Source organism: Serratia ureilytica (genome assembly GCF_017309605.1).
GTDB classification, from domain to species: Bacteria; Pseudomonadota; Gammaproteobacteria; order Enterobacterales; family Enterobacteriaceae; genus Serratia; species Serratia ureilytica.
The window spans coordinates 2,375,357-2,388,682 of sequence record NZ_CP071320.1; the positions used below are offsets into that span (position 1 = coordinate 2,375,357).

Annotated in this window: 13 protein-coding genes; 4 read left to right on the plus strand and 9 right to left on the minus strand. The window is 59.2% G+C overall.

Annotated features, from left to right (window positions below; translation table 11 throughout):
• Positions 1–14: 14 nt before the first annotated feature.
• The 4 genes from J0X03_RS11045 to folM all read right to left on the minus strand — a co-directional run bounded on the left by J0X03_RS11045 (position 15) and on the right by folM (position 4,374).
• Positions 15–1,514, minus strand: a complete 1,500-nt coding sequence (locus tag J0X03_RS11045; RefSeq protein WP_069100969.1) for a carboxypeptidase M32 — start codon at positions 1,512–1,514, stop codon at positions 15–17.
• A 35-nt stretch (positions 1,515–1,549) separates the two neighbouring features.
• The gene (gene rstB / locus J0X03_RS11050) at positions 1,550–2,854 is read right to left on the minus strand and encodes a two-component system sensor histidine kinase RstB (protein WP_033643213.1); all 1,305 of its coding nucleotides are present in this window, start codon (positions 2,852–2,854) and stop codon (positions 1,550–1,552) included.
• Entirely contained in the window at positions 2,851–3,576 is a 726-nt protein-coding gene (rstA, locus tag J0X03_RS11055) for a two-component system response regulator RstA (protein ID WP_042784624.1), read from the minus strand. Before rstA ends, rstB begins: the two co-directional genes overlap by 4 nt.
• Positions 3,577–3,651: 75 nt before the next feature.
• Positions 3,652–4,374 (minus strand): dihydromonapterin reductase, encoded by a 723-nt coding sequence (gene folM / locus J0X03_RS11060; protein ID WP_033643212.1) that lies wholly within the window; start codon positions 4,372–4,374, stop codon positions 3,652–3,654.
• Between the two features lie 183 nt (positions 4,375–4,557).
• Here folM and J0X03_RS11065 point away from each other — a divergent pair, with 183 nt between their 5' ends.
• Positions 4,558–4,968: a hypothetical protein gene (locus J0X03_RS11065; RefSeq protein ID WP_069100967.1), complete on the plus strand. Its 411-nt coding sequence runs from the start codon at positions 4,558–4,560 to the stop codon at positions 4,966–4,968.
• A 99-nt stretch (positions 4,969–5,067) separates the two neighbouring features.
• On the opposite strand, the gene J0X03_RS11070 is transcribed toward J0X03_RS11065, so the two are convergent.
• From J0X03_RS11070 to J0X03_RS11080, 3 genes are all read right to left on the minus strand, one after another.
• Complete coding sequence (locus tag J0X03_RS11070) at positions 5,068–5,463, minus strand: pyridoxamine 5'-phosphate oxidase family protein (RefSeq protein ID WP_033643210.1); 396 nt, start codon at positions 5,461–5,463, stop codon at positions 5,068–5,070.
• Positions 5,464–5,494: 31 nt separating this feature from the next.
• Positions 5,495–5,980, minus strand: coding sequence for a hypothetical protein (locus J0X03_RS11075; protein ID WP_069100966.1), 486 nt, complete (start codon positions 5,978–5,980; stop codon positions 5,495–5,497).
• A 221-nt stretch (positions 5,981–6,201) separates the two neighbouring features.
• A complete protein-coding gene (locus J0X03_RS11080; protein WP_033643208.1) occupies positions 6,202–7,593 on the minus strand; it encodes an amino acid permease in 1,392 nt (463 codons plus the stop codon).
• Between the two features lie 57 nt (positions 7,594–7,650).
• On the opposite strand from J0X03_RS11080, the gene J0X03_RS11085 reads away from it, so the two are divergent.
• Positions 7,651–7,845, plus strand: a complete 195-nt coding sequence (locus tag J0X03_RS11085) for a hypothetical protein (protein WP_127897184.1) — start codon at positions 7,651–7,653, stop codon at positions 7,843–7,845.
• Here J0X03_RS11085 and ydgH read toward each other — a convergent pair.
• Complete coding sequence (gene ydgH, locus J0X03_RS11090) at positions 7,838–8,788, minus strand: DUF1471 family protein YdgH (RefSeq protein ID WP_025302966.1); 951 nt, start codon at positions 8,786–8,788, stop codon at positions 7,838–7,840. The two genes, J0X03_RS11085 and ydgH, sit on opposite strands and share 8 nt — an antisense overlap.
• 537 nt (positions 8,789–9,325) lie before the next feature.
• Here ydgH and pntA point away from each other — a divergent pair.
• Positions 9,326–10,855, plus strand: a complete 1,530-nt coding sequence (pntA, locus tag J0X03_RS11095; RefSeq protein ID WP_042784620.1) for a Re/Si-specific NAD(P)(+) transhydrogenase subunit alpha — start codon at positions 9,326–9,328, stop codon at positions 10,853–10,855.
• A 10-nt stretch (positions 10,856–10,865) separates the two neighbouring features.
• Positions 10,866–12,260, plus strand: a complete 1,395-nt coding sequence (pntB, locus tag J0X03_RS11100) for a Re/Si-specific NAD(P)(+) transhydrogenase subunit beta (protein WP_025159771.1) — start codon at positions 10,866–10,868, stop codon at positions 12,258–12,260.
• 61 nt (positions 12,261–12,321) lie between these two features.
• Here the strand turns inward: pntB and uspE are convergent, their stop codons facing one another.
• Positions 12,322–13,284: a universal stress protein UspE gene (gene uspE, locus J0X03_RS11105; protein WP_004938281.1), complete on the minus strand. Its 963-nt coding sequence runs from the start codon at positions 13,282–13,284 to the stop codon at positions 12,322–12,324.
• Positions 13,285–13,326 lie beyond the last annotated feature (42 nt).

Consider the following 13,326-nt stretch of genomic DNA (forward strand, 5'->3'; position numbering starts at 1 on the left):
CGCACGGGGAGAGATTACAGGTAGCGGTTTTCCAAATGCTGGCGGAAGTAGCGCGGATTGAGCGCTTCACCGGTTGCATTGGCGATCAGCGTGTCGGTCGGGAAACGGCTGCCGTGGCGCCAGATGTTATGCTGCAACCAGTGGAACAACGGCTGCAGATTGCCGGCGGCGATGTCCTCGTTCAGCGAAGGCAGGGCCTGACGCACGCTGTGGAACAGCTGCGCGGCGTACATCGCGCCGAGAGTATAAGTCGGGAAGTAGCCGAAGGCGCCGTCGGTCCAGTGGATATCCTGCATGCAACCGTTGCGGTAGTTGCCGATGGTATCGAGGCCCAGGTAAGCGTGCATCTTTTCATTCCACAGCGCCGGAATGTCCTCCACTTCGATCTCGCCTTCGATCAGCGCTTTTTCAATTTCGTAGCGCAGGATGACGTGGGCAGGATAGCTCACCTCGTCGGCGTCGACGCGGATCAGGCCCGGTTTCACCCGCTGGTTGAGGCGAATGAAGTTGGCTTCTTCCAGCGCCGGCTGTTCGCCAAACTGCGCGGTAACCAGCGGACGCAAGATTTTCAGGAATTCATTGCCGCGCGCCAGCTGCATTTCGAACAGCAGGCTCTGCGATTCGTGGATGGCGGTGGAGCGTGCCAGGGCGACCGGTTGGCCAAGCAGATCGCGCGGCAGGTTCTGTTCGTAACGGGCGTGGCCAGTCTCGTGTACGATCCCGAGCAGCGCGGTCAGGAACTCTTTCTCGTTGTAACGCGTGGTGATGCGCACATCCTCCGGCACGCCGCCGCAGAACGGGTGGGCGCTGACGTCGACGCGGCCGTTGTCGAAGTTGAAACCGAGCAGCTTCATCACGCTCAGGCTCAGCTGGCGCTGGGTGTCCACATTGAACGGGCCCTGAGGCGCCAGGCAGGGTTCATTGGCCTGTTTGGCCACCACGCGCTGCAGCAAATCCGGCAGCCAGGTTTTCAAATCGCCGAAGATGCGATCGAGATCGCTGCTGCGCATGCCCGGCTCATACAGGTTGAGCAGGGCATCGTAACGGCTGGTGCCGGCCGCCTGCGCGCGGATCTGCGCCTCTTCCCGGCTGAGTTTGACCACGTCGCGCAGATTCTCCGCGAAGCCATCCCAGTCGTTGGCCGGGCGCTGGGCGCGCCAGGCGTGTTCACAGCGGGCGCCGGCCAGCGATTTGGCTTCGACCAGCGACGCCGGCAGCAGCACCGCGTCTTCATACTGGCGGAGCATTTCGCGCAGGTTGGCGCGGTCGATCTCGTCCAGCGTCTCTTGCTGCGCGCGATCCAACAGCGCGCCGGTGCTTTGTGCCGTTAAAATCTGGTGCTGCAGCACGCTCAATTCGGCCAGGGCTTCGGAGCGCGCCTTGCTGCCGCCCGGCGGCATCATGGTTTGCATGTCCCAACCGGCGATGGCGGACAGGTGGCCGAAACGCGACAGCCGGCTAAAAAGCGCGCGCAGGTGATCGTAAGCAGACGTGTTGGAAGGTGCAGATGTCATTATTATTCGGCTCCAATGAGAAGGGTCCGGCGGTATTACGCCAGATCGGCTTTTAAACTGAATGTCGGCTTCACCGGCCAGCAGAAACGGAAGCTGGCGCCGCCGAGCGAACTGCCTTCGACGAACACCTGTCCCTGGTAGGCGACGGCGATGGAATGGACGATGGCCAGCCCCAGCCCGCAGCCGCCGGTGGCGCGATCGCGGCTGGGATCGAGGCGAACGAAAGGCTCGAACACCCGCTCGCGCTCTTCCGGCGGGATACCCGGCCCGTCGTCCTCGACCTGCAAACAGGCGAGATCGCCGTCGAACCACAACCCAACGCGCAGGCGCTGCTCGGAATAGCGCAGCGCGTTGTTGACCAGGTTATCGAGTACGCGCTCCATCAGGCGCAGATCGACGCCGCCGAAGTCGCCGACGTGCGGGATGTCGAGCTGGATGTCGCGTTCCTGATGGATAAGGCGGATATCATCGACCTTGTCCTCCAGCCACTTTGGCAGATCGATGGGTTCAATGTTTAGCGCAACCTGCGGCCGATCCAGGCGGGCATAGGTCAGCAGCTCGTCGATCAGCGACTCCAGTTGGCCGATATCGCGGTTCAGCGCCTGCTGCTCGCCTTCGGACAGGTTATCGCTCATCTCGAGCCGATAGCGCAGGCGCACCAGCGGCGTGCGCAGCTCGTGGGCGATGCCGTCGATCAGCTGTTTCTTGCTGGCGATCAGGGTGTTGACGTTGTCGGCCATCTGGTTGAACGCCACGCCGAGCCGGCTCAGGCTGGAAGTGGGATCGAAGTGGGTGCGTTCATCCAGATGCCCGGCGCCGAGCCGCTGGGCGGCGTTTTCCAGTTTGAGCAGGTCTTGCCAGTGCGGCCGCATCCACAGAAACACCGGCAGCGCCAGCGACATGCCGATAAACACCAGCAACACCAGATCCAGCAGACGCATCTGGTGCAGATAGAACAGATAAGGAATGGGGCCGACCACCAACACATAGTGGCTGCGCGGAATGCGTTGCATAAAGGTGTACTGATCGTCGAGGGCGATGATTTCACCCAGCCGCAGCCGCTTTTTCAGATCCTCGCTCAGTTCCTGTTTGCCGAGCGGTTCGATATGAAGCTTGAACGACAGATTGAGATCCAGCGTGGCGATAGTCTTGTTCCAGTCCTTCAGCGGGATTTCGCGCAGCTCGCTGCGCATCAGGTACAGCGAGCTTTTCATCAAATCGTCCATCGACTGGCGGCCGGCGCGCTCGGCGGTCACCTTGTACACCAGGCCGACCAGCATCGCCATCACCAGAAAACAGACGAACAGCAACAGGAAGAACTGGACGAAAAGTTTTCTCATTGTTGCACCGATGCCCAGGCGTTAGGGGCGAACAGATAGCCCTTGTTGCGCACCGTCTTGATACGGAAAGGCTCCAGCGCGTTGTCGTACAGTTTGCGGCGCAGGCGGGAGATCGCCACGTCGATGCTGCGGTCCATGCCGTCGTAGCTCACGCCGCGCAGGTTTTGCAGCAGCGCCTCGCGATCCATGATCTGCCCGGCGTGGGTCGCCAGCTCCCACAGCAGATCGAAATCCGAGGTGGACAGGGTGATGGTTTCCTCGCCCAGCGTAACCTGACGGTTGACCGGATCGATGCACAGCAGCCCGAAATGCAGCGCGTTATGCTGGGTAAGCGGCTGAGCCGACTCTTCTTTCGGCTGCTGGCTGTGTTGACGCAGATGCAAACGCAGGCGCGCCAGCAACACCGCCGGCGGCGTGGTTTTCAGGATATAGTCGTTGGCGCCCATCTCCAGCGACAGGATATGGTTCATGTCGCTGTCGAGCGAGGTCAGCAGCACGATCGGGCCGGGGAAGGTGGGGCGCAGATCGCGGCACAGCGTCATGCCGTCTTTGCCGGGCAACATGATGTCCAGCAGCACCAGATCGGGTTGCTCGCGCTCGATGCGCGCTTGCGCGCTGTCGCCGCGCGGTTCGATCAGCACCTCGATATCGTGTTTGCCCAGATAGGCGGCGATCAGTTTGCCGACTTCAGGATCGTCTTCCACAAAAACAATTTTATGCATATGCCCGTGTTTTAATAAGAAAAGCGGATTTCAGCATAGCGCGGCCCGCGAGGTTGCGCCAAGCGGATCTTTGCGTCAGCGCAGCGGCCGCCCGCCGTCGACGCCGTGGGTGCGGCCGGTGACGTAGCGGCTCTCCAGCAGGTAGTTCACCAGATTGACCACTTCGCTCTCGCCCGGCGCGACCTTCATCAGCGACTTCGCCAGCGCCTGCCGACGATAAGCTTCGTCGTCGCCCGGATTGAAGATGATCAGCGCCGGCGCGATGGCGTTGACTTTGACTTCGGGCGCCAATTTGCGGGCGAACGACCGGGTCATGTTGTCCAGCGCGGCTTTGCTGGCGGCGTAGGCGATATGCTTGTCGCTGCCTTTTTCCACCACATAGTCGGTCAGATGGATAATGTCGGCGCCGGCCTGGCCCTGGCCGGTCAGGCAGGACTCGAGCAGTTGATTGAGCAAATAGGGCGTGTAGACGTGAATTTGCAGCATTGCCGCCATGACCTGTTCCGGCGGCACCTCCGGTGACTCCGCCTGCCAGGCGCTGGCGTTGTGGATCACCGCGCGCAGCTTGGGCGCGGCCTGCCGCACCTGATCGGCGAAACGATAAATGCCTTCATGGGTGGAAAAATCGCCCTGAATGCAGCAGGCGCCCAAGGCTTTCAACTCGGCCATCGCCGGATATTCGCTGCGGTAGGCGATGATGACCGGAACGCCGCGCTGGAGAAACGCTCTGGCGAGCGCCAGCCCTATGCGCCGTGCGCCGCCGGTAATCAGCACCGGGGCGGAGTTGTGGTGTTCCATTGATTAAAGCTCCTGGACAGACTGGCAAACAATAGGGGAATTATGCCATCATACGGCGGAAAGTCGTTAAAGCTTCGCATGATTATCCATTTCTGGATATAAGATCCCCAATGCATTTCAGGTTGCCCCCGGCGGCGGCTTGAAAGACCACGGGTTAACACTGGCCATGAGAGGAATGAGGGGATGAACAGCAATCACCTTGCATCCATCGCGCGCAGTGAGAAAATCTGTTTCGACTATATGGATTTTCTGTCCGCATCGTGCAGGAAGCACTGGCGCTTTGTTGATGCTATTTATGGTGTGATGCCGATCTTCGGCATGGTGTTGAAATCGCGCGTGACCACCTCACAAACGCGCAAAGAGCAGTTAAAAGAGTTGGCGCTGCAGGTGGTGTCGACGCAGGTCAGCGATGAAACCAACATCGTGCGCCTGATTGACCTGGCGCAGCAGCAGGGCCTGGCGGTGTTTGATATTCAGTTGCCTTATGCGCTGGAGGCTCAACAACTGGCGGCCATTCAGAAAGAGTGTGCGGAAGGCATTGCGATTACTCTGGTGGGTGAACGCATGACCGTCGCGATCCATCCCAAAAGCTGACCGGGCATCAACCCGGCCGCCCGTTCATGGTTAGGCAATTGACTCGTCGCGATGGCCTAACCATGAACGTGATGTCTCACGCCGCATGACGGCCGGCGTCTAGAGCTGGGTCCCGGCATTCGGGCCGGAGCGCAGGGTATAAATACTGTCTATATGAATTAACACCGCGTACTTCGGCGGCTTCATTCCGTTTTTTTCCGCAAACGTCAACGCATCGTCAAACGGCTTGCCCGCCAGAAACAGTTCGGGCGTGCCAACGAAGCGGTAACCGTCCAGCGCCTCGCGATCGATGACCACAACGGCCATTTTCGAGCCGGCCTTGATGTTTTTCAGCGTTTGGCCACCGGTATTTTCGTTGTAAATCAGCGTACGGTCATCATAGAGGCGCAAAGAGCGCTTGGGGCCTATATCGGGAACGCCGTTCGGGCTGCTGGTCGCCTGCACAGGCAGCTGTTTAGCCAGCATCTTCTTCATCTCGTCATTCAATTCATTCATTACAGATGCCCCTCAGATTGGTGTGTCACTTTTAATGCAAGGTAGCGGAAGCGTTGGCCGCCGGCGCGCAGACGCTGGTTTCCGGCAACCGGTGTTCGCGCAGCAAGTGCAGGGTTTCAATCCTGAAACGCAGCAGGTGCCGTTCGGCGATCTGCTGCATCTGTTCGCACAGCGACGAATCGGCCAAGAGTTGCTCGATAGCGACTCGGGCCTGATGAACATGCAGCTCGACGCCGCGCAGAGGCTTCTGCCGCAGGCGCAGATGGGTAATGTTGTTGAACGTGACGATCAGCGCGGCAAGGGCAGACTCGAAAATATTCAGCGCTTCAAATCTGGCGGTATATTCCGCATTCAGCCAGGGCTTCTCGGCGATGATCGCCTGAGCCCCCTCCAGCGCCTGTTGATAGCGCGCCATCGCCTGGCGATCGTGCCGCTGATTAAACGCCATGTTGCCCTCGGCGATCAGCGCCTCCCAGGCGGTAAACAAAGGTAATGCGTGCAGCAGTTTCTCAGCCATGAAATGCCTTCCATTTTCAGCCTGTCTTCATCCGCCGCCTGACGCCTCTCGCCAGGGGCACTCGCGTCTTACCACTAATCAATAAATGATAATGATAATTAATTGCATTTGAGATCGCAAGCGAGACGCATGGCTGACAGTGCAAAGGGGGGGGAACGCGGTAGCAGGGGAAAAAGAGGAAGCAAAATGCGGCTGACGGGCAGCCGCATTGACGGGACACTTTAGTGCAGCATAAACCAGCCGGCGGGTAGCGTGGCCACCAGCAGCAGTAAGATGCTGCCTTTTTCCAGGCGATTCAGCAGATTGATATCCTGATGGCCGCGGCGGGCGTACATGAACACCAACAGGCCCGGCGCATACAGCAGCACCGACATCAGCAAGTGCATCAGCCCGGAAGCGTACAGCAGCCATAAACCATAGACGCAGGCGCCGGTGGCGGCGAAGATCAGGCGCTTGTCGCGGCGACGGTAAGCCACCTTGAACAGAAATGCGCCGACCAGGAAGTAAGGCACCAGGATCATTTCCGACGCGATGGTCAACAGCGAGTTGTAGTTGCTGCCGGTCAACCAGATCAGCACCAACGCCAGCTGCACCGCGATGTTGGTCAGCCACAGCGAAGACGATGGGGCGTGATGGCGGTTCTGTTTGCCGAACACGCGTGGAAATGCGCCGTGCTGTGCGGCCAGCAGGGGGACTTCCGCCGCCATGATGGTCCAGCTGAGGTAGGCGCCGCACACGGAAATGATAAGACCGGCGGCGATGATCACGTCTCCCCACGGGCCAATCAGTTCCACCATCAGCACTGCCATCGACGGGTTGCGCATGTCGGCCAGTTCGCTGCGGGGCACCACGCCCAGCGACAGCAAGGTGACCATCAGATACACCGCCAGCGCCGACAGTACCGCCAACATGGTCGCGCGGCCCACGTCCTTCTTATTGCGCGCGCGCGCGGAAACCACCACGGCGCCTTCCACGCCGATAAACACCCACAGGGTGATCAGCATGGTGTCCTTGACCTGTTCCCATACCGGCTTGCCGAGGGCGATCCCCTGGAAGTCCAGCGTGAACACGTCCATTTTAAAGGCGATCGCCGCCAGAACGGCGAACATCCCCAGCGGCAGCAGCTTGGCGAGAGTGGCCGCAAGATTGATGCTGGCGGCGGTTTGCACGCCGCGCAGCACCAGCGCGTGCACGATCCACAGCAGGGCGGATTCGGCGATCAGCGCCTGCCAGGTATTGCCGTCACCGAGAATAACGTTGCCGCCGCGATCGGTGAAAATGCTCAATGCCGCGAACACGATCACCAGATACGAGACGTTGGCGATTACGGCGCACAGCCAGTAACCCCAGGCAGAGCAGAAGCCCATCAGCTCGCCGAATCCCTCTTTGGCGTAGGTGAAGATGCCGCCGTCCAGATCCGGGCGCAGACGCGTAAGCAACAGCATGGCAAACGCCAAAAACAGAATGCCGACGCCGGTGATCCCCCAACCCAGCAGCAGCGCGGCGGGGCTGGCGACCTGCGCCATGTTTTGCGGCAGACTGAACACGCCGGCGCCCAGCATCGAGCTGAGCACCAAAGCGGTTAGCGCGGTAAGACCGAGTTTTTTTTCCAATGACGGATCCTGAACGCAGAATAAACAACTGGAAGGGAACTGCTTGGCGGCAACAATGTGTTAACAACCATTGCGCTAATAGACAATAGCCCTAAAAATTGGCGCAAATTCTACGGAGGGATGATTAGAGATGCAATGATTGAATATGCGGAATTTACAAAAAACTATTCAACGAGCGGCGAAAAGAGCGGCAATAAAAACGGGCAGCTCAAGGGCTGCCCGATGGTAAACCGAAAAGCGGGTTTTATTTGAACAGATCGGCGCTGACGGTCAGGTTGCCGCCGCTCTTGTTCTGCCACTGGCGAGTGACGTGGTAGTACTTGGCGCCTTTCTCGGCCGCGCGTTTCGCCACTTCGGTGGACACGTCGGTCATGCTGTTGAAGTGGCCGGTGAAGGTGACGGAATCGAACGGCACCATCTGCGCGGCGGTCACGTTGTTCACTTCCTGAATTTTGGTGCCGTTAGGCAGCGTGACGGTATAGCGTTGGCCGGTAGAGGACTGGGTTTCGAAGAAACGGCCCACTTCGCGGCTTGGTGAACCGGAAGACGCGACGCCAGGAATTTCGACTTTCGCGGCTGCGGCGCCGCCGGCGGCCAGCGCAGCGCGGCCGGCGTCAGAATCGGCTGGGATGGCGTCCGGGCTCTGCACGCGGCGTTTCGGCGCATCGGCCTTATAGATGTAGGCGGTGACGAACTGGTTGCCGCCGGAGTTGGCGTCAACCTGGCGCACGATGAAGAATGAGGCGGCGCCTTTTTTCTGCGCTTCTTTGGAGATGGCGTCGTTAATGTCCGGCTGGCTGCGGTAGAAACCGCTGACGCTCACGGTATCGTAAGGCTCCAGCAGGTAGGCTTCCTCTTTAGGCAGTTCATTCACGCCGTTAAATACGCGGTATTTTGGTGTTTTGCTCACTTCTGGCGCATCTTTATGATAAAGGTCTGCGGTGACGCGCCAGTTGCCGCCGTTGTTGCTGTTGTTGCTGTCCTGGATATAGAAGGAATCGGCACCCAGTTTGTCTGCACGGCGGGATACGGCGTCGACGGCTTCATTGATCGCATTGAAGCGGCCGGTAATCGTGATGCGATCAAACGGCTTCAGCGCCGCTGCTTTCTCAGGAGTTAACTCTTGCGCCGCATGAGCGGACAGCGCGGTGAGTGATAACAAGGCTGACGCGATGATCGTGGTCTTCAGCTTCATAAAAAATCCTTTCGCCTAGCGCATTAACGTTTATAACGTACTGAACTGTTTAAGTGTAATTCAGCCGTCGATTATTACATGTAATTCTGAAAACTGTCTCAGCATTTTATGTTATCCCGTGCGACAAATCCTTGACGGTGACGCGGGTCGCACGGATGGCGCCGCCGCCATAAGTTTCCATAATAAAGGCTTTGGTGTCATTAGTGTTAATTATTCACAAAATGATAACTTTTATGCTTATCCGCCCCGCATGGCGATAAATCGTTACGCCGGGCGCAAACCTCTAACCATGCAGAATGTGCTGTTCTGTATGCATTTTTTCACTGTAAATTGCGATTTGTCATATCGCGCCCGGCGTTTTTATGTAAAAACAGGGCTGAATGCGTAAGCAATTATGGATCATCGACCTTATTTTCAGTAGGTTATAGTTGGCGTCTGAAATCAGTGCGGGCAAGTTGACGCCTCGCTCGCCGATGGCGCCGTTCTATGGGCAGGAAAATAATAAACATCATCCAAGACAGGTGAGAAGGGAACATTATGCGTATTGGTGTACCAAGAGAGCGGTTGGCCAATGAAGCCCGGGTCGCAGCCACGCCGAAAACGGTGGAACAACTGCTGAAGCTGGGTTTTACCGTCGCGATTGAACGCGGGGCGGGCAAACTGGCCAGTTTTGACGACGTCGCCTACGAAGCCGCCGGCGCGGCGCTGGTCGACGAAAACGAAGTGTGGCAGTCGGATCTGATCCTGAAAGTCAACGCGCCGCAAGACGACGAGATCGCCTTGATGCGCGAAGGCAGCACGCTGGTCAGCTTTATCTGGCCGGCGCAAAACCCCGAGCTGATGGCCAAGCTGGCGGCGCGCAACGTCACCGCGCTGGCGATGGACTCGGTGCCGCGCATCTCGCGCGCCCAGTCGATGGATGCGCTGAGTTCGATGGCCAACATCGCCGGCTACCGCGCCATCGTCGAGGCGGCGCATGAGTTCGGCCGCTTCTTCACCGGCCAGATCACCGCCGCCGGCAAAGTGCCGCCGGCCAAGGTGATGATCATCGGCGCCGGCGTGGCCGGCCTGGCGGCGATCGGCGCTGCGGGCAGCCTCGGCGCCATCGTGCGCGCCTTCGACACCCGCCCGGAAGTGAAAGAGCAGGTGCAGAGCATGGGCGCGGAATTCCTCGAGCTGGATTTTGAAGAGGAAGCGGGCAGCGGCGACGGTTACGCCAAAGTGATGTCCGAAGCCTTTATCAAGGCAGAGATGGCGCTGTTCGCCGCACAGGCGGCGGAGGTTGACATCATCGTCACCACCGCGCTGATCCCGGGTAAACCGGCGCCGAAGCTGATCACCAAAGAGATGGTGGCGTCGATGAAGCCGGGCAGCGTGATCGTCGATCTGGCGGCGCAAACTGGCGGCAACTGCGAACTGACCGTGGCCGACACCATTACCGTGACCGACAACGGCGTGAAAATCATCGGCTATACCGATCTGCCGAGCCGCTTGCCGACACAATCTTCGCAGCTGTACGGCACCAACCTGGTCAACCTGCTGAAGCTGCTGTCGAAAGAGAAGAACGGCGAGATCGATATCGATTTCGACGATACGGTGATCCGCGGCGTTACCGTGGTGCGCAGCGGTGAAATCACCTGGCCGGCGCCGCCGATCCAGGTTTCCGCCCAGCCGAAAGCGGCGCCCGCCGCCGCACCGGTCGCCAAACCTGAAGCCAAGCCGACCTCGCCGTGGCTGAAGTACGGCCTGATGGCTCTGGCGATCCTGCTGTTCGGCTGGCTGGCGGACGCAGCCCCGAAAGAGTTCCTGTCGCACTTTACCGTGTTCGCGCTGGCCTGCGTGGTCGGGTACTACGTGGTCTGGAACGTCAGCCATGCGCTGCATACCCCGTTGATGTCGGTCACCAACGCGATCTCAGGGATTATTGTGGTCGGTGCGCTGCTGCAAATTGGCCACGGCGGCTGGGTGAGTTTCCTCTCCTTTATCGCCGTGCTGATCGCCAGCATCAATATTTTCGGTGGGTTCACCGTCACTCAGCGCATGCTGAAGATGTTCCGCAAGAACTAAGGGGTAACAAATGTCTGGAGGATTGGTTACAGCTGCATACATTGTTGCCGCTATTTTGTTTATTTTCAGCCTGGCGGGCCTGTCGCGTCATGAAACGTCGAAGCAGGGCAACCTGTTCGGCGTCGCCGGCATGGCGATAGCGCTGATCGCGACCATTCTGGGGCCGGATTCCGGCAACGTCGGCTGGATCATCATCGCCATGATCATCGGCGGCTCGATCGGCGTCTATCTGGCGAAGAAGGTCGAGATGACCGAAATGCCGGAGCTGGTGGCGGTGCTGCACAGCTTCGTTGGCCTGGCCGCGGTGCTGGTCGGTTTCAACAGCTATCTGGATCACGGTGCGCCGATGGAACCGGTGATGGCGAATATCCATCTGACCGAAGTGTTCCTCGGCATCTTTATCGGTGCGGTGACCTTCACCGGGTCGATCGTCGCCTTCGGCAAACTGCGCGGCATCATTTCTTCCAAGCCGTTGATGCTGCCGAATCGCCACAAGCTGAACCTGGCGGCGCTGGTGATCTCGTTCCTGCTGCTGGTGGCGTTCGTGCGCACCGACAGCGTGGGCTGGCAGGTGGTGACGCTGCTGCTGATGACGGCGATCGCGCTGGCGTTCGGCTGGCATCTGGTCGCCTCGATCGGCGGCGCCGACATGCCGGTGGTGGTGTCGATGCTCAACTCCTACTCGGGGTGGGCGGCGGCCGCGGCGGGCTTCATGCTGAGCAACGATCTGCTGATCGTCACCGGCGCGCTGGTGGGCTCTTCGGGGGCGATCCTGTCTTACATCATGTGCAAGGCGATGAACCGCTCGTTTATCAGCGTGATCGCCGGCGGTTTCGGCAGCGACGGTTCATCCACCGGCGATGCCGAAGAGATGGGCGAATACCGTGAAACCACGGCGGAAGAGGTGGCCGAGCAGTTGAAAAACTCCACCTCGGTGATCATCACCCCGGGCTACGGCATGGCGGTGGCGCAGGCGCAGTATCCGGTGGCGGAAATCACCGAAAAACTGCGGGCGCGCGGCGTGAAGGTGCGCTTCGGCATTCACCCGGTCGCGGGGCGCTTGCCGGGCCACATGAACGTGCTGCTGGCAGAGGCGAAGGTGCCGTACGACGTGGTGCTGGAGATGGATGAAATCAACGACGATTTCCCGGATACCGACACCGTGCTGGTGATCGGCGCCAACGATACGGTGAACCCGGCGGCGCTGGAAGATCCGCGCAGCCCGATCGCCGGCATGCCGGTATTGGAAGTGTGGAAAGCGCAGAACGTGATCGCGTTCAAACGGTCGATGAACACCGGCTACGCCGGCGTGCAGAACCCGCTGTTCTTCAAGGAGAACACCCAAATGCTGTTCGGCGACGCCAAAGACAGCGTGGAAGCGATTTTGCGGGCGTTGCAGAAGTAAAATTGGGCAACCAAAGAAAAACGGGCCGCTTTTCAGCGGCCCGTTTCTTTATGTGCGAAGCCTAATCTTCGTCGTCGTGTTCGTCGTCTTCATCCGCCTCGATCGGGCAGTTGAAGTTTTCCGGTTTAATCACCAGCAGGTCGCATTTCAGATGATCGATCACATGTTCCGCCGTGTTGCCGATAAAGGCGGCTGAAATACCGGTGCGGCCCAGGGTGCCCAGCACCACCACGCCGGCCTGCAGGTGTTCGGCCAAATCGGGGATCACCTCTTCCGGCAGGCCTTTTTCCACGTGGGTGAACTCTTCCTTAATGCAGAATTTTTGCCGCAGCGCCTTCATGGCGATCAGATGCTGGCCGCGAATGGCGTCGTTGTAGACGCTCGGGTCGAAGTCGGGCAATTCGATGGCGATGTTGATCGGGGTAACGGGATAGGCGCCGACCAGGTGAACCTCGGTCTGGTTGACGTTTTGCGCCAGTTCGACGGTTTCTTGCACCAGTTTGATATTGAGCGGGTCGTGATAGGGTTCTTCGCTGGCCAGATTGACCGCCACCAGCGCCTTGCCGCCTTCCGGCCAGGGCTGGTCTTTCACCATCCACACCGGGCAAGGGCATTTGCGCAGCAGGTGCCAGTCGGTGGGGGTAAAGATCACCGACTCCAACCGGTCGTGTTGGTGCGCCATTTTCAGCAGCAGGTCATGTTGGCCGGAAAGCACTTCCTGAATGATGGCTTCGAAGGGGCGGTTATGCCAGACCACTTTGATTTCGATCGGCACGCCGTCGTTGAGATAGAAGCGGCACTGCTCGTTGATCCAGGCGGCGCGTTGGCTGATCACACCTTGCCGCATCGCCGTTCTTTCATCCGGGGAGAGCAGGGTCGTCATTTCGTAAGAGAAGTCATAGATGGGCAGGAAGGCCTTGATGCGCCCGCCGTTCCGTTTTACCAGGTACACGGCGCGGCGCAATGCCGGCTGATCGTCCTGATTGGGGTCAATAGCCACCAGAAGATTCTGATACTTCGCCATAGGGCCTCCTTACAGCTGAAATCAACAGTCTGTTAATTTACA